The organism is Bradyrhizobium sp. Tv2a-2 (assembly GCF_000472425.1).
Classification (GTDB): Bacteria; Pseudomonadota; Alphaproteobacteria; order Rhizobiales; family Xanthobacteraceae; genus Bradyrhizobium.
Genome location: NZ_AXAI01000014.1, coordinates 179482 through 202556 on the forward strand (window position 1 = coordinate 179482; position 23075 = coordinate 202556).

Consider the following 23075-nt stretch of genomic DNA (forward strand, 5'->3'; position numbering starts at 1 on the left):
GTCCAGCATCGCTGAACACGAAACGCGTCTTGTGAACGCCAGAGCTCCGGTTCTGATTGAATCAGAACCGCAGCTCTGGATTCTTGTTTTGACGCGTTTTCTTCACGCGAACCGGTCCCCACTTCGCTCGAAAACGCTCTTAGAGCATGTCCGGTTCTGATTGAATCAGAACCGCAGCTCTGGATTCTTGTTTTGACGCGTTTTCTTCACGCGAACCGGTGTCCACTTCGCTCGAAAACACTCTGGGAGCATGTCCGGTTCTGATTGAATCAGAACCGCAGCTCTGGATTCTTGTTTTGACGCGTTTTCTTCACGCGAACCGGTCCCCACTTCGCTCGAAAACACTCTGGGAGAGCGGCCTTCCTGGCCAGCGTCGCCGTAGTTGGGGGTCGCCTCACCGTCTGGGCGATTCCTTACGGCCTCGATTTTTTCTTGGAATTGGAACTGTCCCGCCCGCAGAATTGCTTCTTTTCGAAGCATTCCCTTGCGAAGCTATTTCGGTGGATCAGAACGTCGCCTGTCGCGGCGCGCAGAACGGCACTCACTGAGCGAAAGCGACTTGCTCAGCATCGGCGGACATCAGCGGAGAAAATGACGCTTCTGCATCGATACCGAAGGATTCTGTTGCGGTTTGCACCAGGAGCGGTCTTGTCGCTCGCGCTATCGGCGTGCGCCGGCATCCATAGTCCGGATGCGGGGCCGGCGGAGCAGGCCATCCAGGATCCTGCCGCCATGATGCGTATCGCCAGCGCCGCCGAGCAGTCCGGCGATCCGGCCGGTGCGGCTGCATTCTATCATCGCGCAGCCGAGCTTCAGCCGGATTCGGAAGCGGCACAGATCGGCGTCGCGCGGACATTGGTGGAACAGGGGCGCCTCGATGAGGCGATAGACAGTCTTCGGTCCGCGCACGCCCGATCACCGTCGGACACGGACGTCAGCCTGACGCTGGGACGGTTGCTGGTAGCAGCAGGCCGGGCCGCGGAAGCGCTGGATACGCTTCGTGACGGACTGCGGCACGCGCCCCGATCGGCGCCCCTGCTCGTCGCCCAGGGAGTTGCCCTCGATACGATGGGCCGGCACACCGAAGCACAGTCCTCCTACAAGGAGGCGTTGACGATTAGTCCGGACAGCGCCGCGGCGAACAAGGATCTCTCGCTTTCGTTGGCCCAGAGCCGGCGCGATCCTCAGTCCAGCCCGAATAAAATTCGTTGATGGCAGCCAGGCGCGGGCGCGGCTGAGGCGCGCTTCAAACGCCGCAGCCAGGCGTGATCGGCATTTTCAACGTCGTCATGGAACGCAAGACTTTCAAGGACGAAGGTTTCCCATCAACGTGCTTCAGTCTCGAACCTCGGTTCGTCTCCACCACCTTGGCCGCGCATCACCACAACTCATCGACGAGCCTATGAGCTGTGGACCCGATCCATCCGCAACTTGCCAACGATGCTGTACCGCGACTGGCCGGCCTCAGCCCGCGCGCGCAACCGCGGGGCTCTAGATTCTTGTTTTGACGCGTTTTCTTCACGCGAACCGGTGTCCACTTCGCTCGAAAACGCTCTAGAAGCACGGCGACGTTGCGGGAGGAGATAAGGAATTCCCTGGATCACCAGCTCATAGCGAGAACGAACGACCAAGAGCAAAATTCACCGCAAAATGCGAAAATTCGGCATGATGGCGGGCTGGGTCCATTTCGGCTGCTCGTGCCGCGGATCGAATTGCAGGCACAACGTGCGACGGAAACGTCCGAAATCCGTCTTACCGGAAATTCAACCCTGATCCTCCACCCGTGGTAGGCTCCCGTCACTTCCGCTACTGTCCTTTTCTAGACGCTTCTGGAGTTTTAGACGCTCCTGGAGCTGCGACGTTCGAAGCGCTTCGTCATCACTGATTCTTTTGTCAGCGAGCGACGGACCTTCCGCGAGGCTCCTTCGGCGTGCTGCCTGCGCTTGGTCGAAAGTAGCCTCCACCACACCCTCCTTGGTAATTCTACGGGCTTTGACATGGCTGATGAACTGTTTGAACCTTCCCTTGACCCCCTTCCGGCTGCCTGTAATTTGGTCATACCTTGCCGGAATGTTTTCGGTGCTGTCACCAGGTTTTACGTCTACTACGTTTTTCGTCGAGCTTTTGGCGCTTCCGGGAGAGTCAATTAGCTCATCGACATCTGCCCATGCATCGCCACCGGTTGCTCTCCTTCCTTCTATAAACTTAACGCCGGGTAGTTTATCTGTTACAATATACGCTTGTTTTTTGGGTGGGAATTCGCCGCGGGCTAAGGGATGATTTTCTTGGATTAGAAAATTATCAGCAACAAACTTAGTCTCGCTCGATGATGCACTCGGAGCCCCGAGATGAGCGCCCCGGGTCCCAGATTGGGCAGCGGACTCGAACGCCGTGGCATCGGGATCGGCCGTGCGCGCTTGCTCGCCGACATTAGGTTCAAACCCTGTTTTGGGGCCGATTGCGGACATACTAATCTCCGTTGAAACTTCAGGTAGACGCTACCACTTTTTGCCCGCGACTAAGGCGACAAGACGGCTGCGGTCCATGAGTCTCGTTACGCTTGTAAGGGACGATATATCGTGGGGCCCAAACGGGCCACACATGGGATGCAAGCGCGGTCCGCTTTGGAGGCGTTGATACGCCGCAGCGAACAAGAACCTCGCGCTATCGTTGCCCGGAGCCGGCGCGACCCTCAGGCCAACACGGATAAAATCCGTTGCTGCAAATCGCTAGACTTCTCGCATGCGAACAAGCTCGCCGCCAGCTTCACCGCCAGCGTCCCCGTTCGATTCACAAACAGTGCGCACTGATCGCTCATGGGTGACGCGAAGACGAATCCTGTCGAACGATCGACGAGACAAGCGCGAACAAAGTCATTACGGCGTGGTCCTGGTGCTCCCGCCGGTCGTTCCGACGGATTGCGAAGCAGTGCTTGAGGCATTGTTTCCGTCCGGAGATGCCGTCGCGCCGGGTTCACTTCCATGCGTGCGCCAGGCGCGAATGCCATTGGCCAGATAGGCTCCATCGCCACGGCCCAGTTTCGGTGGGACGACCAGGTCCGCGGGATCGACAAGCATGGCGGCGAGATCCCTGGTTTGCAAGCAATGCGCAAGACTCATCAGACTGGGCGACGGGTCATCCGGAAAGGCGAAATCGATCGATGCGCGGCAATCGGTCGGCGCGGCGATGGTTCGCGTGAAGATGATGAACGGTTTACGCCGCGGATTGGGCGCCCGAGGCAGCACTGCAAAAGACGACACTGTAATCCGCGCGGGATCAATTCCCGCCCCGATCAAAACGTGTCGCAAAACTTCGGCTTCTCCTGGGGGCGCCGCTACGATGTCTGCACGAACGGCCTGCATGTCCCCCTCGGCTATGAAGGCGGCCTGTCGCCTCAGCCGCCTCGCCTTGTTCGAATACGAGCCGGAAGGCGCCTCCACCTCCCGATGAAGTGTAACGAGCCCTGTCGGGACCGGCCGGCCGAGATCGGCGGCTTCATTGGCGCAGCCAGCAAGAACCAGAGCGCAGGCGATGAACAGCAAAGACCGGTTCATTCAAATGTATATCCTGCGATATTTTCCGCCGGGCTTACAGGAGGAGTTGCGAACTTTTTGCCAGGCGCGGCGACGCGGCCATAGACGACCTCTTCGGCGTCCGAGGGCACCCGCACATAAGCGGAGGGGTCGGAAGGCGCCCTATCCGGCGGTGTCGGCCGGACAACGTATGGAGTCACAACGATGATCAGCTCCGACTGGTTGCGTTGAAACTGGGTCGATCGAAACAAAGCGCCCAAGACTGGAATATCTCCCAGCCACGGCACCTTCTGTACGTTGTTATTGTTGTCGTTCTGAATGAGACCCGCGATGGCGAAGCTTTGTCCGCTGGCAAGCTCCAGCGTCGTTTCGGCGCGTCTGGTCATGAGAGCCGGAATCTGATCGTAATTGAGCTGAACGGCGTTTGCCGCATCGAGCGAGCTGACCTCGGCGCGGACATTGACGCTGATTTGCCCACTGGACAACACCGTCGGCGTGAACTTCACGCTTACTCCGAATTGTTTGTAGTCGATGGACACGGTGCCGAGAGCCTGCGGAACGGGAAGCGGAATCTCGCCGCCCGCCAAAAAAGTCGCGGTGCTTCCGGAAAGCGCGGTCAGATTCGGCTCAGCCAAAATAGTAGCGAGACCCTCGGTTGCCATGGCGTCAAGCACCGCCGTGCCGTTGACATTGCTCGAGGCGCCGCCTCCAAAAATGCCGTTCAGGCCGCTCGCAATCGGGTTGCCGCCTACGCTACCAGCCAATCGCCCCGTTTGCATACCGATCGAGAAGCCCCCGGTAGAAAGCACGGCCGACCAGCTAAACCCGAGCTCCCGCGAAATCGAACGGCTCACCTCGGCGACGCGTACTCTGAGATTAACCTGCGCGGAGTTCGCGACCTGAAGCTGGTTGGACAAGGGAACGCTAGGTCCGAGCGTGAGTTTGGCCGTTTGCTCGAGCCGTTCCGCCGTTTTGGCGTCCGGCACCGTGCCCGTCAACAAAGCGCCGTTGGCCGTGTATCTCAGCCGCACTCCGGAAGCTCCCGCGTCGGAATGAATCTGAGCGTCGAGTTCGGCTTGCGGAAAGCGCACGTCGACCTTATAGGCCACAAGCGGCGCCCCGTCCCGCGTCAGCACGAACAGGGTCGTGCGGCCGGGCTTCTTACCGAAAATAAATATGTTCGATGGTTTGGGGGCCTGGATATCGGCGATGTTCGGATCGGCGATGAATTCGGTGCCTGCACCTTCCGGCAAGCGCACCAGCGTCCCGCCGGAGACTTCGATCTGGATCGACCGCGCGGCGGTTACGGTGGTCGGCTCGGCAGCCCCGGCAGGCGTTTGCCCCGGCGAGATACAGCACAAACCTATCATCACAGACATGCACGAACGTTGGGCCAGCCATATCGATACGCGATCACTCACCGTCACGAATACATTTCTTCCGTAGCACGTCATACATGCAGGTTATCGTCCGACCATCTTCGTTCGACGTGCCAACCGCCGTTCGCGTTGGCTTTCATCGACTTGAGCTTCTTTCAGGGCATTATTTCATATCCCATGCATGAAACTCCGCGTTCGTGCAGATCACGGTTGGCTCGATTCGCGTCGAACGCAGCCATGCGAAAATCGCCGCCGGCTGCGTCACTGCGTCCCGCGCAACATCCCAAGCGGCTCGAGAACGAACCATAAGGTCCCTGCCCTGAAGTGAACGAAACCACCAACCAGATCGCTTCCTCAGTGCGGCTTGGGAATGCCATACTGGTCAAGTGTCGGGTCTACCGTCTTGTCGAAAGCCTTTTTGTCATGTGCTTTCTGCACCGCCTCCGCAATGGCGGTGAAGATGAATGCTACGGTGAGGACTCCGTCGATCACCCACCCAACGGGGCCCAGGGCCGATCCGATCGTTTCGGCAGCGGCCAAGCCGGTTCCTTCGCCGCCTATCATGCCCGCGAAGCGACCAATACCGCTTGCCAACGCCCGGCTTATTCCAGCTGATCGATAGGTTCCGGTCGCGGCAAATCTCGCCAAATCGTATGCGGTTGTGGCTCCGGCAATGGCGCCTCGCGTGCCGGCAGCGAGTGCCAGAGTCGCGTCCCAGCCTTTGCCTGCGTTGACCAGGTTTTTGAACTCGGGCAGCAGAAAGGCTGCGGAAATTATGCCGCCTACCCCGCCCAAAACATCACGTGCCAAGCCCAATCTGGTCGCCATCGCGGCCCCCGCCGCGCCTTTTGTTCCGAAATAGATGGCGCCGGCTGCCGCCGCCAACTCTCCACCCATGAGTCCGTAGCTCGACTTGACCAATCCCTCTTCGCTGGACGCGCCCCCCGACGCCTCGCCGGTCGCACCACCGCCGGCCTGTGATTTCATCACCAAGGCACTCGCCGCCAGGCTTTCGAGCAGCTTATGGGCTTTTGCCGCGGAACTTGGGTCTGCCTGCAAGTCAACTGAGAAGCCCGGACCAGCGGCACTGGGATCGAACGATTTAGCTGTCGAGTCATACTTCGCCAACGCGTCTTGCAGTGATGTGCCTCCATCCAGATCCCGCAAGAATGAGCGTACGAGAGTCTCCGTGTCACTCTGGCTGAACGGTGACTGACCTTGTCCTGAAAGAGACTCCGCCACGCTCGCCGCAATGTCGTCGAGACCAGCGGGGCCGTTAGCCAGCCCCGCGAGAACATCCTTGCCCGATCCGGATTTGACCAACTCCGGATCAAGCAACGAAGCGGCCGTCGAGCTATATTGATCGATCTGACTTTGAATGAAATTGGGATCGAGGACTTGCTCGAAAGTCTGCTCGTCCGCCTGCATGGCCGCCAGCGCGTCGGTCGGCTTCACGCCCTTTTGTGCCAGGAGCTGCTTGAGGTCGCCTCCGTTGCTGAAATCATCCTTATAGGCGGACTCCAGTTCAGTCGTCAGCGAGCTGCTGCTGGCCACGATTTGCGCCTCGCTTGGAACATCACCACCATGGAGATCGCCCTGAAGCGCCAGCTCCGCCGAAAAGTCATTCAGCGCCGCCGCGTCGCTCTCCTTGCGATTCTTGGGGTTGGCATTGTTCCGTTCGATCGCATCAAGATCATTCTGAAGCCCGGCTCCAGTCACGACGTCAGTGTAGCGCTTTTCCACCACAGCGGCGAGCGAGGGATTGCTGCTTGTGATCGCCGATTCGTTTTCGGCAACGGACTGCTGCAGATAAGTCGTCACGTCGGGATCCGCCTGAAGCTGTGCGATGCGCTGCTGCAGTGCTGCATCCGTGTCGCTGATCTTGCGGAGCGAGTCTCCCGCCTCGACCTGCCCTTGAGTCGTCTGCAGTTGCACGAGCACTGCCGCTTTCTGTGCGCCGGTGTAATTCTGCGGATTTGCGAACACATCCGCATTGAGCTTTGATGTATCGACGCCAGCAACCGCGTTTCGGGTCGCGGCGTCTCTAATCAGGGAAGCAAAGCTTCCGCCGGTGGTCGGCGCCTGGGTTTTCACCCACTTGGTGATGTTCTTCTCATCATATAAGCCGTCGGCATTATGCGTGGCGAGATCAACACCGCTTTTGCCGCCTTGATCGAGGACAGCGAACATTCCCGGCTGAGAGAACGTGTTCGCCGCGCCTTGCAAAGCCACGGACAAACCTGGATTTGCGTTCGCGATCGCCTTTAGTCCGGCCTGTGACGTGAACTTGCTCGCCGTGGCGCCGGCGCCCTGATTGGCCGGATCCGCAGCATTGGTCAGAGGCAGGTTCGCCTGCAACAGGGCGGCCTCACGCACGAGCTCCAGCGATTGTCCGTCCGCATCCGGATTATCCTTCTGGTAATTGCTGAGGGTCTTATTGGCGGCCCCAAGCTGCTTTTCCATCTTTGAGATGAACGCTGAAATATCGTTCCTGGAAATATCGCCATCCGCCTTCCCGCCATGCGCGGCCGTATCGAGTGCGGCTTTCATGGCGGGATTTGCATCGAGATAGGCCTGCGCCGCCTTCGCATCGTCGCCGCCGGCAGCCAGCATCTTGGCGACTGCTATCGGGCGGTTCAGCGCCTTCTCGGCGGCCTCCTGCTGGTCGGGCGGCAGTCCTGCGACCAGCGGCGCCCACTTTTCCAGATCATCTGGTGAGGAGTATTGCGAATCGTCGATCGCGGAATTCACGCTGTCCTCGGGCTGCGAGGCGTCCGAAATCGGGCCGGCGCTCGCGTCAGGCGCGGTGTCTGACGTCGCCGTGGTGCTTGCTGTTGTCGCACCGAACGCACTCGGCCCTGGGCCGCCCGCCTCAGTCAGCACCGTGGTATCCGTCGTCGAGGTATCCGTCGTCGAGGTTGGAGACCACTGGCCCGCGAGCGCCGAGTCAAAGCTGTCCTCGTCGTCGCCCCCAACGTCGTCGCCCCCAACGTTTGAAAATTGCGGCACGCTTGCCGCCGTGCTGCTCACGACTTGCACCGTCTTCTTCCTCTTCAAGGGTGCTCGCAGGTATGTCGAGCAACGAAACATCCTAAAGCCGCGCTCATCCAGTGCTTAGCGCAGCGCTACATCGCAGACCATGCAAGCGTGTCTCATGCTCGTTATGAGTGCTCTTTATGCGCGCCAGCCGAACCGGGCTGGCGCCAACGCGGGCATGAGCTCATGCCAACTACTAAAAGCTCCACGCCACAACACCTTCGTCGAAGTCCTTTTTGGCGGATGCATAGTCTGGCGAGCCCATCTCACCGTCATCGACCTTTTTCTTCATCGTATCAAAGTCGGATGCCAAACTGCTTGCTCTTTCCGTTATGTCCGGATTCCCCGCGAGAGCGGGATCATTGGCAATTGCATTGTATGCGTCATGAGCCTCTGTCATAAGGTCGTCAAATGCGCTTTTTGGAGTCGGATCGCCCTTAACGGCGATTGGGCCGGTCGCAAGTAGCTCAGCGGACCTCCCAGCGTTTGAGCCCTCCACCGAAAGCGCAAATAATTTTTCTTGCTCATTCGTGGCCTCTGAAGCCGCATTTCTAGCGGCAGCTGCCGCCGCTGCGTAGTCCTTCTGCGCCGCCGCGTTGTCCATCGCGGCGTGCTTTGGGTCTTCGTTTTGAGCCTTGGCCTTTTCGCCGTCCGCCTTCTTCTCCAAATCTTGCGCCGACTGTATGTTGGCCTTGAACGCCGTCTCGTCCCCCCCCGGGAAGCTCGTGTTGCCATTACCCGGGACACCCGTGTTCCCGCTTCCACCGGTCGTGTTCCCGCTTTCGCCGGTCGGTGAGTCCGACTGCCAGTCATTATAAGCGTTCTTATAGTCCGACGAGTTGAAGCGGCCGGCATCGACTTCGCTTTTTAGTACATTGAAGTCGGTATCAGCCGCTGCCGCACCGTCAGCCGCCGAACCTCCATCTGCGACGACCTCGGCTTTAATCGCGATGGCCTTGTTCATGAGAAGATCGTACTGATCATGCTGTGCGCCGCCCGGGCCCGCCTTGCCGGAGTTGGCCATGAGCGTTGCCTCGTAGACGAGATCGTTTGCCTGACGCGACAGAGCGTTATCCTTTTCGTCAATGCTTGTGGCGTCTCCCGCTGCCTTTCCGCGAAGATCGGCAAGGTCAGCATAACCCTGCTCTGCTTTCTTGATGAGGGCGGGGTCGTTACTGTCCAGGGCGCTGTCGAATTGAGTCGATAGCGTATTCCCCTGATTCATGTCGGCCTGGTAGTTCGATTCGTTGCCGTTCGGGAAGCTCGTATTGCCATTATCCGGCACACTCGTGAGGCTGATTCTGGCGGTCGCCGTACCCGGAACACTCGTGCTGTCGTCGGGACTCGTCGTGCCTGATGTTCCCATCGGATAGCTCATGTTGCCATTCGGGAAACTCGTGTTGCCATCCTCCGGGACATCCGTGTAGCTGCTTCCGGCGGTCGGTGTACCCGGAAAACTCGTGCTGTCGCCGGGACTCGTCGTGCCTGATGTTCCCATCGGATAGCTCATGTTGCCATTCTGGAAACTCGTGGCCGGTGTCGAGCCATCAGTGCCCGCGCTGCTGTTCGCGATGGCAACCGCGATTGTAGCATCCCCAACGTCGCCATCTTCCGCAGCCTCTCCAGCGACGGCTAACGCGAACCGGTGCAACGGAGCTCCATTCTTGCCGTCGCTCTCCATCTGCAGGAGGGTTCGCATGTCCAGACCAATGTTTCCAGTCAACTGTGGCGGCGTCCCGCCTGGGCCTGCCAGCGAGCCGTTAAGCACATTGCCCTGGGCGGCGTGCCTGTGATGATGATGGAGCCTTTGCTCGCTCGACCCCCACGAAGACGGCGACGACATACCCCAACCCGCGCCTGACGAACCCGGCCACGCTTCACCGCCATGACCGCCATGATCGCCCGAAGCCCGGTGGGCGTTGTTTCCGTGATCACGGAAATGCCCGCCTGCATCCCAATGGCCGCCGCCGCCATTGGCGCGCCCGCCAGGTCCACAATCTCCGCAATTATCCGCTTTGGGCTGGTGAGCGTCGTGTGGCTCGCATCCGTCATGATGCGCCCGCGCCGCCTTATGAAATTCATGGTCGTCGCCACTCGACGACCATGACTCCTGGGGCCCGTAGTCACCGCAGTTGCAAGCATGGGAGTTTACACCATCCAACATAGTAGCCGTCCTTTCTTAGAGAACCCATTATCGTTGGGTCCCAACGCACTCTGCGCATCAGCCTCAAGAGACTGCTGGCTATCCGGGCAGAAACTGGAAACGCGCGCGGTCATTTCACTCCAGCGATCTGGGAAGGCGCCGCTGCACCATCAACCTTAACACTCTTCTGAGCACTTCCATCAGCGCGTTTCCAATGATCTGGTATGCCCACCGTTCCTACCACATCAATGTGAAAGCCGGGCGCGAGCTCCTGATGCGACATCACGCAAACATCGATGCCATATCGAAGAAGAAATTCACGCAAGTGGCGCCGCAATTCCATTACTGTCACCACCACAAGCGGCTGTCGACCTGAGTTCACCGCGCGCAATTTGCGGCGCACATGATCGATGATTCCTTCGCCATCCTCAGGCTGCAGCACATCACCGGAAATTGTTTGCCGTACCGACGACAGTAGAGCTGCCACGAACTCGTCCTCGATAAACACGACCCGCAACGTCATGCTGGCTCCCGCAACGGCGTGACATATCTGCTGTCGCAGCGCGATGCGAACGTACTCGCTCAACAAGGCGGGCGAACTCTCGCGGGGCGCCCACTCGGCGACAGCCTCGAGAACCTGGCGCATGTCACGCAGTGAGATGCCTTCGGCAACGAGACGACGGAACACCTCGGCGAGCCGCGGCAACGGCGCGGAGCGCGTGGCTTCCCGTACGAGGTCGCCGTAGGACGCTTCGGCGCGGCTGATCAGAACTTGAGTTTCCTGGATGCCGACGAGCTGCCCCGCGGCCCGCAACATCGTCTGCCGGGCGAACAATGTAATTACAGCCACCGCATCCAGCATGTTGGATTGGTCAGCATCCGGTTTGTTTTCGACAACGGCCCATTCGCGCCCTCCCGGCCCCATCCTCATCGGGACGCCCTCCACGGGGACATCGCTCCATGTTTCGTCGGCACGCATAGGTACCGACAAAAGTGGAATGCGATTCATTTCCAGGCACAGACCGGACACGTCGGTGTCGTTCGCCTCCGCCACTTCAATGCGCGGGAGCGTGATGCCAAGTTCTTCGGTCATTTCGCTGCGCAGGGTCCTGAGAGCCTGATCGATCGAAGCCCGGGCAGAGATCAACTCATGGCCGAGCCGCACCTGCATGGAAGCCGCGCCGCGTGCGTTGTCGCTAATGGCCACTTTCATCGCGGCCTCGTCCGCCTCCGCTCGCCGCTTGCGATGCCGTCCCACCATCCAGCCACCGCCACCGGCGGCCGCCGCGAGCACGGCAAAAACGAGCGTCGGGAAGCCCGGGATAAGGCCCAAGGCCAAGAGAATTGCAGCAGCAACGATCAGTACGCGGGAATCCGAACCAACTTGTCTGATGATATCGGCACCAAGATTTGACGCGCTATCCGGGCCTACCCGGGTTACGACCAGGCCGGCCGTCAGCGAGATAAGCAGGGCCGGGATCTGTGCGATGAGCCCGTCGCCGATGGCCAACAGCGAGTAGGTTTCGCCGGCTTCGCCAAGCGACATTCCTCTCTGCACACATCCTATCGCGATGCCACCGAGCAGATTCACCGCAATGATCAGAAGGCTCGCAATTGCATCGCCTTTCACGAACTTCATCGCGCCGTCCATTGCTCCGAAGAGCTGGCTCTCGCGCTCGAGCGCCTGGCGGCGCCGCTTGGCCTCATCGGCCTTGATCGCACCGTTTCGCGCATCGTTGTCGATGCTCATCTGCTTTCCCGGCAGCGCATCAAGCGCAAAGCGGGCGGCAACCTCCGCGACCCGTTCCGCGCCCTTCGTAATCACGACGAACTGGACAACGGAGATGATCAAGAACACGACCAGTCCGACGACAACGTTTCCCGATATGACGAATTCACCGAACGTGCGAATGATGTCGCCCGCGTCGGCCTGCGTCAGCACGAGACGACTGGTCGTTATGGAAATCGACAATCGAAAAATTGTTGTCAGCAGGATGACTGTGGGCAGCGTCGAAAAGTCCGCCGGCGATACAAGATAGACGGCTGCCATCAGAAGCAGCACGGAAATGCCGATACTTACGGCAATCAAGATATCGGCAGCCTCCGTCGGCATGGGCAATACCATCATTGCCAATGTCGCCATGATGAGCATCACCAGGCCGATATCCTGCCGGATAGGCAACCGGCTCAGCACCGCTACCGCGCCTTTCATGACCTTTCTCGCGGCATAAATGACCCGATCATCGCTTTAATACCTCAACGCAACAGTGCGAGGCCCTTGCCGGACGGTGACATTTTGGCTGTCGATGCTTTGGATCGACCAGCCATCGCCCAGACTCGCGCCGGGCCGCAGACGATTGCCATGATCGTCAACCATGTAGGGATTTGCACCGGACCAAACCGCCGCCACGTGCACCGAAGGAATGAAAGCCGCCGCATCAAACTGCTCGACCAGAACGCGCTCGGTCCCAAACCGCTGGTCAAATTTCTGCCGGACCGCGGACCAGTCCCGCTGCTGAGCTTGCCCAAGTACCCCGCCGATCATAACCGCGCCATCCGTCCGGGGCGTCACGACGAGCTCAGTCAGCCCTGCCTCTCCGGCCTGTTGCCGCAAGAAAGCGGCAGCAAGGTCGGCGGGTGGCGCGTCCGAGAGCGTTTGGTGGCTCGACAACGTCGCGGCGAACGAGCGCTCCTCCGCTCCGTTATAGAGGGCGAGCACGCCGATCAATGCGGCACTCGCGATTATCACGGTGCCGACGGGAAGCGGTAGCAGTGACCTCCAACGCCTGGCCTGTATCGCCTTGGTTGGGACCGGCTCCTTTCGCGGCAACTCCAGCCTGAACGTCGTGCTGCCTGCGGTGAAGCTGCAGGCGCTTGCGACTTCGAACACGTCACCCGGTTCAACGATTGCGCCATCGGACAGCACAATGCGGCAATCGGCTCGAATCTGTACAGCATCGGCCACCGCGATCCGGAGATGTCTACCGTCCAAGGCCTCATCGGCGACGACAACGGCGCAGGCTGGATCACTGCCAACGAGACTCTCGCCGTGGGGAAGACGTATCGTCGCGCCGCTTTGGACGCCGCTGGTGACAACGAGAAGCGCTTCGTCAGACATTGGAGCACGCGATTCCTGCTTTCATCCCACATGTTTGGTAGCTCGAAGCTCGCCGCGGGAGGCGACGCTCTTGAGTAACAGGGCGCGGGAGCGCCTGCGCCCGCGCCCCGCTATCGATCACTGCGAGGGATTTGCTTTCGCTATGGTATTTCCAAGCGACGCTTCCGCCTGCATCTGCGAGAATTCCGCTTCCTTTTGCATGTTGGCTGCAGCGTTCTGCTGATACTGGCCCATTATTTGGTCCTGAGCATCCAGGACGGGGTTACCCCCTCCAGCTCCTCCAGTTCCTCCAGATCCATCGACTGCCATTGTCTATTTCCTTCTTCATTGTGGGTGGCGCGAAAGCACCATTTACATGGAGAGCAGCCTCTCCACATGCTGGACGTCGAGCGGCTGAATTGCCGCCGCTCGACGAGCCTCGCACTCCGCCAATCCCACTATCGGGAAGACGATCTTGAGCGCGACGCTTTTATAAGGTTTTGGCTATGGGAAATTCACGCTCGCGGACTGCGAACCTCGGTAGACGGTAATGGAACTGCCGTTACCTGATGTCTCAGCCTCAACAGCCTGCTTGATCACGGAAACATAGCTTGGCGGCCCCGACACGACGGCAACATCCGCCGACTTACTACCGGAGAACGTGTAACGCTCGTCGACCAATCCGGAGCGGACAAGAGACGTCCTTATCGTTTCCAGAGAAACGCCATGCAGCGGAACGGTCACCGTCTGCTGATCGGACGCGGGACTAATATACATGACCGATCCGTCATAATACCAATCCAACGCGTTTGATTTCGTCACCGCATCGAGAAACGACCCGGCCGTATCCGCCTTAACTCTTCCGCGGACAACGCCAGCGACGCCCGGAGCAATCGCCATGCGAAGACCCGTGTTGTACCCGAAATTCACCAGAACATCGACCACACCCTGATTCACGACCGCGTAGTCGTAGGCCATGCCTCGCCACTCGACTGGGGCGGCCCCTGCCATCTCCGGCGCCACACCCTTAACAAGCAGCAAGCCCGCAACACCGACAACTTTCCATGTACACTTCAACATGACGCGCCTTGAACTTCAGAGTTTGAACTTTCAGAGTTTGCTCTCTGTGCAATTTGAACTTTCAGAGTTTGCTCTCTGTGCAACATGTACAGTTGCGTCACTGGCGACAGCAAGCCGAATCCAGTTACGTCAGTAACGTGATTCTGCTTCGCTTCACTGATCGAGTATCGTAAATCCAAGAGCGGCGATTCTACGCAAATAACGCCAGTCGTTTCATTCGTAGCAGTCCGAAAATGCTTGCTGAACGTGCAATCAACCGAGCCGGTCGCGAAATGAATGCGTTGCCGTCAACGACATGCGCGCTAGTTTTGGACCACCTAACCTTCCGCTCATGCGCACTCCCCATTTTATTTTATCGTGGGCTGCAACGATTGCGGATTACCGATTCGATCGGCACCGTTTGAGTCTCTGCCTTTATAGAGATCACGACTTCACCGTTGCGAGGATGTGCAAATGCTGAATTCCGTCACACCTCCGCAGGCGGCACTTGAGTCTCCCGCTTCCGGATCTGGCGGATTGGATGGCGCAGATCAGTTGCGGCATGAACAGGAATTCGCGGCGCTCCAACGAGCTTTTGCAACAGAACAGCTTGACGCGCAGCCAGCGTCGCCGGGTAACGGGATGATGTCGGCGGTGGAGAAACGTCTAGACGACATTTCGAGCAGCTTTCGTGTCGACCCGACGAAGGAAAGTGAGGCTGCGGGGCGCGGCCCTTTGGTCGCAGGCGACCCCGCAGCCATTCCTTCGTCCGATGCCGCCGCGTCCTCGAAGGATGTGAGTTTCTCCGTCGTGATAGCCCAAGCTATCAAAGATTTCCGTGTAACGGCCGCGTTCGAGATCCAAGCGCATGTCGTCGCGACGAGCACGAATACCAGCACCAAGACATTCAGCCAGCTCTTGAAGGGCAGTTGAGTTCATGAGCCTTCAATTGCACCATCTTCTGCGACTCGCTGTTGCGTTTGTGTCATTGGCGCTCGCGGGATGCAAAACCGAACTCTACTCCAGGCTGCCCGAGGCTGATGCCAATGAGATGCTCGCGGTGCTCATGCAACGCGGCATTGCCGCCAGTAAGAACTCTACAAAAGACGGCGGCGTTACGATCATCATCGACGAAGCCCGATTCACCGAGGCAATGGCCGCACTGAATGCGGCAGGCTATCCGCGCAAAAAGTTCGAGAGCATGGGCGACGTATTCAAGTCGGGTGGCCTGGTGCCTTCGCCGACGGAGGAGCGAGCCCGTTTCTTGTACGCGATTGACCAAGAGCTTTCGGCGACAATATCGCAAATCGACGGGGTGCTCTCGGCCCGAGTTGAGGTTGTGCTTCCAGACAACGACATATTGTCCCGAACACCGACGCCCTCATCGGCATCGGTGTTCGTACGCTACGAGGAGCATTCGGGGGCCGATCGCCTCGTTCCGCAGATCAAAATGCTTGTCGCCAGCAGCGTACAAGGCTTGACTTATGATCGGGTCTCAGTCGTCCTCGTTGCTGCGGCACCTCGAGTCTTGCCGCCTATCGCGCGGCCCAATCCGGTCGCCTTGTGGCCGATGGCTCTCGCAGCATTGGCGGGAGGTCTTGCGGCGAGCGGCGCCGGCGCTCTCCTTTTCCGGCTGCGTTTGCGCCCGTTCCGCGAGCTGTTGGTGGGCCGTCGCCAAGGCGGCAACGACGAATCGCCGGTCAATAAACTGACCGGGCCGGTATCATGACAACGCCGGTTACAGAATGGGTCGATCCGCAGCGTTTCGCTGAGTGGATCGGCCATGGAGTTTCCTCCGGCCTTGCAGGTCGCATGCTCGCCAACCGGCGTCTGAAGCTTCGGTGTGCCGAACTTCTCGAAAGGCGGCTCGGATCCGTTGCGCCCTCAGTCATCCAGGCTACAGCATTGTCGCTGGATGGCCGCGGCCTGACGAGGCTTGCCCGGCAAGCCGGCGCGACCTGGCACGCAGCAAGCATTGTTCGGCTGATTGACGGGACTGCAGTCCGTAACCTTATCGCCGCGATCGATCAGGAACTGCGACTATTCGCTATCCGGAACATTGCCCTTGCGCCGCCGATATCCGACGAAGTGCCCAATGACGCATTGCCTCAAGAAATTGCTCGCGCTGGCCTGCGCTGCCTCAGTGCTTGGTGCGGCGAGCAGCCAGCCGCGGTCGGGATGCGCATAGCTCTGCGCCTCGCAGACCATGTACCGCCGGAAGAGCCGCATCGGACGTTTGGTCCGGCACTGGTCGACTCCCTGCTGAGATGCAACCAAGAGCCGACGCCATGAATGGGGCCATCGTCGCCGACCTGCCCATCTCGCCCTGGATCGTGCGTAGCGAGACGATCGAGGCGCAGAAGCAAGCGTATGACGTATTGTCTGCAGCACAGGCATCTGCAGCCCGCCTCCATGCGGAAGCAGCCGCGCAGGCGGACGAGCTGAGAAAATCGGCGCGGCAGGATGGACTTCGCGACGGCGCGACGGCGGCGGCGGCACTCGTTGCGGAGTTTTCCTCCAGTTTGGAGATCTACCGCGCCGCGCGGGAGGCCGAACTTAGCACGCTGGCTTTTGCGATCGCACATCGCATTCTAGGCGCGTTCTCCGAGGAAGATCGCCTAATCCGGGCCGTCAGAACCGCCTTGGACGAGCATCGAAACACAACAGGATTGCGGCTGCGTGCCAGCCCGGAGATGGCGTCGGCGCTGCGAACGGCTCTTGATGGGGCCCGCGCCGCGCCGTCCATAACAATTGAACCGGACGAAACGGCATCACCTGGCAGCTGTACGCTGATCCACCCGCGGGGCAGGATCGCAGTGGGCCCGGTCGACCAGTTATTAGCTCTGTTTGCAGCGGTGGTACCAGGAGCAACTCCGTGAGCACATCGTTCGAACAGCGCACGCCGATCGCTTCTGAGGTCGATGGCTTATCCGACAGTGTGGCCATGGCAACGCCGAGCGACGGCCTGGACGCTCTGGCGCAAGCGGTTTTGCACACGGGCCATCCGCGACCAATTCGGGGGCGTCTGGTACGTGCGGTCGGTACCGTGCTCCGCGCGGCCATGACCGAAGCACGGGTTGGTGATTTGTGCCGGCTGGATGATCGCGGCTTAGCGCAGCCGCTGATGGCGGAGGTCGTCGGGCTTGATGGCGACGAAGCAATTCTTGCCCCGATCGGCGACGTGCGTGGCGTGTCGGCCGGCGCGGCGGTGACCGCGACGCGCGACGTCCTGCGCGTGCCCGTGGGACAGGCGGTGCTCGGTCGCGTGTTGGACGGGCTTGGACGTCCGCTTGATGCGGTATCGCGCGGCCCGCTTGACGACAACTGCACTATGCGGCCTTGCGATGCCCAGCCACCGGCGGCGCTCGACCGAGCCCTCGTAGATCGTCCGTTGCAACTGGGCTTACGTGCGGTTGACGGGCTTTTGACTTGCGGCGAGGGACAACGGATAGGCATCTACGGCGAGCCCGGCGGCGGCAAGTCTACGCTGTTGGCACAACTTGTTCGCGGCGCGGCCGTCGATGTCGTGGTAGTCGGCCTGATTGGCGAGCGCGGCCGTGAAGTGCGCGATTTTATCGAGCACCAGATCTCGGCGGAGACGCGGCGCCGCACGGTCCTTGTCGTTGCGACCTCCGATCGGCCTGCCGTCGAGCGAATGAAGGCGGCGATGACCGCGACGGCTATCGCGGAAGGCTTCCGTGACGAGGGACTGCGTGTACTTCTCTTGATGGATAGCGTCACTCGCTACGCCAGAGCGTTGCGCGAGATCGGCCTCGCCGCTGGCGAGCCGCCGACCCGGCGCGGCTTTCCACCTTCCGTGATGGCTGAGTTGCCGCGGCTGATGGAACGCGCCGGACCGGCCGCACGCGGTTCGATTACGGCCTTCTATACTGTTCTGTTCGAAGGCGATGGAGCCGGCGACCCGATAGCAGAGGAAACACGCGGTATACTCGACGGGCACATCATGCTCTCACCCAAACTCGCGGCGAGCGGCCATTACCCGGCCATAGACGTTTTGACCAGCCGCTCACGCGTCATGGATGCGGTCGTGAGCCGCGAACATCGCGCGCACTCGCGTCGGCTCCGCGACCTGTTGAGCCGGCATGCGGAGATCGAATTTCTTGTGCAGGTCGGAGAGTATCGCCAGGGGGTCGATCCGATGAACGATCTGGCGCTTCAGCGCATCGAGCCGATACGTCGCTTTCTTCGGCAGGCTTCCGACGAATACACGCCGTTTCCCGAGATGCTGAATCACCTCGCGCAGTTGGCAGCCTGAACATGCCGCGTCAAGTGATGCTTGCAAATCATGCTTAGCAGAGCCTACCGCATGGCATTGCTTGTCCGGGTCGAGGTCGCACGTGAGCAACGGCGGCGGGCTGAGTTGCTCGTTGCAGAAAGGAGGCTAGCGGAAGCGGCAGTCGCCGCGGCGGACGCGGCCCGCGAGCATCTGGAGGCGCAGGTGCAACGGCAGACCCTTTTGTGGCAGCATTATAGGGCCATCCTGGGCCTGCGATCCGTCACGGACATTCAGAAATTGCGGACGACCGAGCAGATGCTGACCGCCAGGCTGGAGTCGGCCGGACAGGCGCAACACGCCGCTGAAGCAGCGGAGGTAGAGGCCATCGCTGCCCGTGACCGGGCCCGGCAAACTCTTCAGACAGTTTCTCTTCGTCGCCTTCGGCGCAGCCGGATGGCCGACATGCTGCAGCAGCAAGAAAAGCAAGCAGCAATGCTCGCCGAAGAGGAGAGCGTGTCCGACGAACTGATGGACCGCATCAGGGGAACGGTGAACGAATGAATGCGGCGACCGTCGTTCCGTTGCAAGTGCCGAGCTTTTCTCGCTTCGAAGCGGAACAACTAAACCGAATCGCGGCTTGGCGGATGCCGCTGCAAATTCCCGGGTACGAGACGTTTACGCTCCTCCGCATCGAACGCAGCGAAGCGCAGTCCAATTTGGGAGTGGACCGTCTCGTCATCGATTGGGAATTCGGAACCGACAAGCTCATTGCAACCATGCCACGGGGGCTTGCGTTTGATCTCCTCGGCGCGCTCGAGCCGGACCTGAATTTCGATCCATTCCCGTCACCGGATATCGCGGCGCTTGTGCTCGAAGCTGTTCTGGCGCCCCTGTTGGAGCGCCTCGAACGAGGAACTCGTCGCGCCATCAAGATCACGGGTGTCAGCCCCGCAGTGAACTCAGATATTCGCTCTCTCGGTTTCTCGATTTTGATCGATCGCGCAGCCGCCGTCCCAGCGCCGATGCTGAGAATACCGGTTTATCTTTCATTGCGCGCTCCTCGGCTCCGCCAGACCTTGACGCTCGGCGGCTCGGCCAGCGCGCTTGATTCCTTGTTCAGTTCCTGGCCTGTGGGATTCAGGCCTTTGGACTCGTTGCGGCTCTCCGTGTCTTTTCGAGCGGGAGTGACGCTTTTGTCCTCGCGCCTGGTTGCATCGCTGCGAATTGGCGACGCCGTGCTGCTGCAGGACGTCTTCGTGCCAAGTCCACGGAATGAACTGTCCGCCTCAGTTCTTCGGATGGTCGTCGCAGAGACTTTGACAACGATCGTTCGCGCGACCGAAGACGGATGGCGGCTCGACACCGTACCACAGCGAGAATGGAAAGCAGGTCAAACCGTGGCTGATGAGGCAGAGAACAATCCGAGTGGAGCAACGTCAGCGCCCAGCGACCTTCATGTTCTTCCTGTCCGGCTCGTATTCGAAGCCGCACGGCTCGAACTTCCACTTGGCGAACTGCGTCGGCTCGGCGAAGGCTCGTTACTGCAGATCGACGCGACGCCTGGGATAGTTCGTATCCTCGCCAATGGACACCTGATAGGTACCGGCGAGTTGGTCAGCATCGAGGGGCGCGCCGGCGTCCGCATCACCGCGTTTTCCGAAGGCACAAGTACCTTACCCCGCCAGAGTTCGTTCGAATGAACAGCATCATGCCGGATTTCACCGGCCTCCTCGTGGGCATGACGGCACTTGGCTTGCTTTCCTTCGTCGCCGTGACAATGACGTCGTTCACCAAGATTTCGGTGGTCTTGTTTCTGTTGCGCAACGCTCTTGGCATCCAGCAAACACCACCCAACCTCGTGCTTTATGGGATCGCGCTGCTGCTGAGCAGTTATGTCATGGCGCCCGTGGCCAAAGGCGCTTACGAGGCAGCCCTCGCCACGGATCAGGCGATGACAAGCGCCGCCGATTATTTTGCGGCCGCAGGTCGGGCCGAGGTACCAGTGAAGACTTTTCTGCTTCGGTTCACAAACGAGGCCGAACGGCAGTTCTTTGCAAACGAAACCAAGGTTATCTGGGGTCCGGACTCCCATATGGAGGTCGCCTCGGACGATATGATTGTCGTGATTCCATCGTTCGTTCTGTCCGAGTTGCGCCGATCTTTCGAAATCGGGTTCCTGCTCTACCTTCCGTTCATTGCGGTGGACCTGGTGATTACTGCTGTTCTGATGGCGATGGGTATGTCGGCCGTCTCACCGACGACGATTTCGGTCCCCTTCAAGCTGTTCCTTTTTGTGGCGACCGAGGGCTGGACGCGGTTGATCCATGGCCTAGTTCTCGGGTACGCGACCTAGTCGGTGGCGTCGTCATGGTTCAGAACCCTCTCGTCAACCAGCTGCACTCTATCTTGGGTATAGTGTTGTACATGACGCTGCCGCCGCTCGTCGGGGCTGTGGCCGTCGGCCTATTCATCGGCGTCGTGCAAGCCGCCACCCAGATCCAGGACCAGTCGCTACCATTGACGTTCAAGCTGATCATCGTTTTGGCCATCCTGACCTTTGCCGGTCCGTTGCTTACCGCCCCGCTGGTCCGTGAAACAATTTATCTGCTTGATAATTTTTCGCTGATGACTCGATGAACGTTTCGCCACACGACATCCTTACGCAGGTCAACCCGTTGCTCTACGTCGCCCAGCAATGGTTGATTGCCTACGCCATCCTGCTTGCACGGCCAATGGCAATGCTTGCCGTCAATCCCATATTCACGCGAATGGAAATTTCCAACCTGCTCAAGGGTGCTATCGCGACCGGATTAATTTTTCCAATGTGGCCGATGACGGTGTCGGCCCTCTCGTCAAATCCTCCGGGCACACTGGCGTTCGCGCTCATCGCGATCAAGGAGTCGTTGGTGGGCACTGCGCTCGGACTTCCGCTCGGTCTCCCTTTCTGGGCGCTGCTCGCGGCTGGCGACATCATCGACCAGCAACGCGGCGCCACGCAGGGCCGGCTGAACGACCCTGCCGGGTTCGGCGACATGTCCGTTACCGGAATGCTGTTCCTATTCTGCGGCATCACCATTCTTATCACGACTGGACGGCTCGATATGATTGCAGACGCCCTCTACTCGTCGTGGAGGATATGGCGCCCCCTGGAAATGATGCCAGCACCGAATCCGCAGGCTGCCAGCCTGGCTCTGCATCTCCTCGACGACCTTCAAGCACAAGGTTTGATCCTAGCGGTACCCATTCTCCTCGGCATGCTGCTGAGCGATGTAATGATGATGCTGTTGACGCGGATGGCGTCGCAGCTTCGCGTCGACTCTTTATCCCTGGGCGTCCGCAACATTGTTTTTTTCTTCTTCCTGCCGCTGTACGCGAGTTTTTTGCTGATTTACGCGGCTAACGTCGAGGGCCAATTGGAGCACAGCCTTCAGGTTCTGAGTACAGCCTTGCTTCCTTCCTCCAGTGGCCCGACTCCCTGATCATGGCCGGAGAGAGTGAAGACAAACCCCTTCCTCCGTCCGCAAAGAAATTGCGGGACGCCCGGAAGAAAGGTCAGGTGCCTCACAGCAGGGATTTCGTGAGTGCCATAGTGACGTTGGCGGTAATCGGCTTCATCGCCGGGCGCGTGAGCACCACTTTTGCTCTCTTCGCCGGCCTGATCGATTCAGCGGGCGATCTCTGGGATCAGCCGTTGTCGGCAGCGTTGCCGGCGCTCTCCACACAGGCTGTCGTCGCTGCCGCAAACATCCTCGGACCTTTGCTCGTGCTGCTGGTTCTTTTAGCCATCACGGCAAGCGTGATTGCGACACGCGGTCCGGCGCTTTCGATCGATCCGATGATTCCGAAGCCGGAAAAGCTGAATCCGGTCCAAGGGTTCAAGAAGCTTTTTTCAGTTCGCGGCCTGCTTGAGGTATTCAAGAGCATTTTGAAACTGGGAGTCATTGTCGTGATAGCTGCCGTCGTCATTCGCGATTCGCTCGGCGCACTGGTGGAATTGCCGTCGTGCGGCTTAGCGTGTTCAGCGGCTTTCCTGCGAGGGTCCCTGCTTCCGCTCGTTGGCGGCAGCGTGATCGTTTTCCTGGTATTCGGGGGAGCTGACCTTGGCTTGCAGCACTGGCTATTCATTCGCGGTCTGCGCATGAGCCGGACCGAGATGAAGAACGAGCGCAAGAACACGGACGGCAACCCGCTCATCCGCAGCGCTCACAAGCGCGAGCGACGGGAAGCATCGCACCTCCGCGCCGGAATGAAGCAGGCCACTTTTGTGGTCACCAGCGCACAGATTTCCGTCGCAATGCGCTATTCTGCCGAAGACACCCGGGTGCCGATATCCGTCGCCCGTGCCGAAGCTGACAATGTACCGAGCTTTATTCAAGACGCACGGCGACTCAAACTGCCGATTGTCCATGATCCGCATACGGCACGTGCTCTTTTTGAAAAGGTGCAGATCGGCCAAACGATCCCGCGAGAGCTGTTCCAGGCGGTGATCACGTGCATGAAACAGGCCGACGCGATGAGCACATGACGTTGGACCAAGGACGGCTCCTACGCTGGCACGTCCAAAACTCAATCGCCCATCGACGAATTCAGT

Annotated in this window: 22 protein-coding genes; 13 read left to right on the forward strand and 9 right to left on the reverse strand. The window is 59.7% G+C overall.

All coding sequences use genetic code 11. The features are described from left to right. Positions 1–648 precede the first annotated feature (648 nt). A complete protein-coding gene (locus A3AI_RS0127515; RefSeq protein ID WP_024518675.1) occupies positions 649–1212 on the forward strand; it encodes a tetratricopeptide repeat protein in 564 nt (187 codons plus the stop codon). Positions 1213–1763: 551 nt separating this feature from the next. Here A3AI_RS0127515 and A3AI_RS0127525 read toward each other — a convergent pair. From A3AI_RS0127525 to A3AI_RS0127555, 5 genes are all read right to left on the reverse strand, one after another. Then, positions 1764–2468 carry a hypothetical protein gene (locus tag A3AI_RS0127525; protein ID WP_024518676.1) on the reverse strand — a complete coding sequence of 235 codons (705 nt, stop codon included), beginning with the start codon at positions 2466–2468 and terminating at the stop codon, positions 1764–1766. A gap of 408 nt (positions 2469–2876) precedes the next feature. Further along, the gene (locus tag A3AI_RS43495) at positions 2877–3554 is read right to left on the reverse strand and encodes a hypothetical protein (protein WP_036049711.1); all 678 of its coding nucleotides are present in this window, start codon (positions 3552–3554) and stop codon (positions 2877–2879) included. Next, a complete protein-coding gene (locus A3AI_RS0127540) occupies positions 3551–4960 on the reverse strand; it encodes a type II and III secretion system protein family protein (RefSeq protein ID WP_198030221.1) in 1410 nt (469 codons plus the stop codon). The genes A3AI_RS43495 and A3AI_RS0127540 overlap by 4 nt, the downstream gene beginning before the upstream one ends. A gap of 306 nt (positions 4961–5266) precedes the next feature. Next, on the reverse strand, positions 5267–7969 hold the full coding sequence (locus A3AI_RS45460) for a type III effector HrpK domain-containing protein (RefSeq protein WP_024518679.1): 2703 nt from the start codon (positions 7967–7969) through the stop codon (positions 5267–5269). Between the two features lie 175 nt (positions 7970–8144). Further along, positions 8145–9647, reverse strand: a complete 1503-nt coding sequence (locus tag A3AI_RS0127555; RefSeq protein ID WP_024518680.1) for a hypothetical protein — start codon at positions 9645–9647, stop codon at positions 8145–8147. 186 nt (positions 9648–9833) lie between these two features. On the opposite strand from A3AI_RS0127555, the gene A3AI_RS47965 reads away from it, so the two are divergent. Beyond that, on the forward strand, positions 9834–10055 hold the full coding sequence (locus A3AI_RS47965) for a hypothetical protein (protein ID WP_156927966.1): 222 nt from the start codon (positions 9834–9836) through the stop codon (positions 10053–10055). 166 nt (positions 10056–10221) lie between these two features. Here the strand turns inward: A3AI_RS47965 and sctV are convergent, their stop codons facing one another. The 4 genes from sctV to A3AI_RS0127585 all read right to left on the reverse strand — a co-directional run bounded on the left by sctV (position 10222) and on the right by A3AI_RS0127585 (position 14166). Beyond that, positions 10222–12303: a type III secretion system export apparatus subunit SctV gene (gene sctV, locus A3AI_RS0127565; protein WP_024518682.1), complete on the reverse strand. Its 2082-nt coding sequence runs from the start codon at positions 12301–12303 to the stop codon at positions 10222–10224. A 36-nt stretch (positions 12304–12339) separates the two neighbouring features. Beyond that, on the reverse strand, positions 12340–12810 hold the full coding sequence (locus A3AI_RS47970; protein ID WP_502685770.1) for a SctD/MshK family protein: 471 nt from the start codon (positions 12808–12810) through the stop codon (positions 12340–12342). A gap of 516 nt (positions 12811–13326) precedes the next feature. Further along, positions 13327–13518, reverse strand: a complete 192-nt coding sequence (locus A3AI_RS47975) for a hypothetical protein (protein ID WP_156927968.1) — start codon at positions 13516–13518, stop codon at positions 13327–13329. A gap of 174 nt (positions 13519–13692) precedes the next feature. Next, positions 13693–14166, reverse strand: a complete 474-nt coding sequence (locus tag A3AI_RS0127585) for a hypothetical protein (protein ID WP_156927969.1) — start codon at positions 14164–14166, stop codon at positions 13693–13695. 555 nt (positions 14167–14721) lie between these two features. On the opposite strand from A3AI_RS0127585, the gene A3AI_RS0127590 reads away from it, so the two are divergent. The 11 genes from A3AI_RS0127590 to A3AI_RS0127640 all read left to right on the forward strand — a co-directional run bounded on the left by A3AI_RS0127590 (position 14722) and on the right by A3AI_RS0127640 (position 23009). After that, entirely contained in the window at positions 14722–15180 is a 459-nt protein-coding gene (locus A3AI_RS0127590) for a hypothetical protein (protein WP_036049720.1), read from the forward strand. A gap of 4 nt (positions 15181–15184) precedes the next feature. Further along, complete coding sequence (gene sctJ, locus A3AI_RS43505; protein WP_024518687.1) at positions 15185–15976, forward strand: type III secretion system inner membrane ring lipoprotein SctJ; 792 nt, start codon at positions 15185–15187, stop codon at positions 15974–15976. An 83-nt stretch (positions 15977–16059) separates the two neighbouring features. Continuing rightward, positions 16060–16539, forward strand: coding sequence for a SctK family type III secretion system sorting platform protein (locus A3AI_RS50300; RefSeq protein WP_198030223.1), 480 nt, complete (start codon positions 16060–16062; stop codon positions 16537–16539). Beyond that, entirely contained in the window at positions 16536–17126 is a 591-nt protein-coding gene (sctL, locus tag A3AI_RS0127605) for a type III secretion system stator protein SctL (RefSeq protein ID WP_036049723.1), read from the forward strand. The genes A3AI_RS50300 and sctL overlap by 4 nt, the downstream gene beginning before the upstream one ends. After that, on the forward strand, positions 17123–18523 hold the full coding sequence (locus tag A3AI_RS0127610; RefSeq protein ID WP_024518689.1) for a FliI/YscN family ATPase: 1401 nt from the start codon (positions 17123–17125) through the stop codon (positions 18521–18523). The genes sctL and A3AI_RS0127610 overlap by 4 nt, the downstream gene beginning before the upstream one ends. Before the next feature lie 51 nt (positions 18524–18574). Then, complete coding sequence (locus A3AI_RS0127615; protein WP_024518690.1) at positions 18575–19045, forward strand: hypothetical protein; 471 nt, start codon at positions 18575–18577, stop codon at positions 19043–19045. Then, positions 19042–20184 carry a FliM/FliN family flagellar motor switch protein gene (locus A3AI_RS0127620; protein WP_036049727.1) on the forward strand — a complete coding sequence of 381 codons (1143 nt, stop codon included), beginning with the start codon at positions 19042–19044 and terminating at the stop codon, positions 20182–20184. Before A3AI_RS0127615 ends, A3AI_RS0127620 begins: the two co-directional genes overlap by 4 nt. Beyond that, positions 20181–20837 (forward strand): type III secretion system export apparatus subunit SctR, encoded by a 657-nt coding sequence (gene sctR / locus A3AI_RS0127625; RefSeq protein ID WP_024518692.1) that lies wholly within the window; start codon positions 20181–20183, stop codon positions 20835–20837. The genes A3AI_RS0127620 and sctR overlap by 4 nt, the downstream gene beginning before the upstream one ends. Positions 20838–20851: 14 nt before the next feature. After that, positions 20852–21121, forward strand: coding sequence for an EscS/YscS/HrcS family type III secretion system export apparatus protein (locus A3AI_RS0127630; protein ID WP_024518693.1), 270 nt, complete (start codon positions 20852–20854; stop codon positions 21119–21121). Beyond that, a complete protein-coding gene (gene sctT, locus A3AI_RS0127635; RefSeq protein WP_024518694.1) occupies positions 21118–21963 on the forward strand; it encodes a type III secretion system export apparatus subunit SctT in 846 nt (281 codons plus the stop codon). Before A3AI_RS0127630 ends, sctT begins: the two co-directional genes overlap by 4 nt. A 2-nt stretch (positions 21964–21965) precedes the next feature. Next, the gene (locus A3AI_RS0127640) at positions 21966–23009 is read left to right on the forward strand and encodes an EscU/YscU/HrcU family type III secretion system export apparatus switch protein (RefSeq protein ID WP_084801034.1); all 1044 of its coding nucleotides are present in this window, start codon (positions 21966–21968) and stop codon (positions 23007–23009) included. Positions 23010–23075 lie beyond the last annotated feature (66 nt).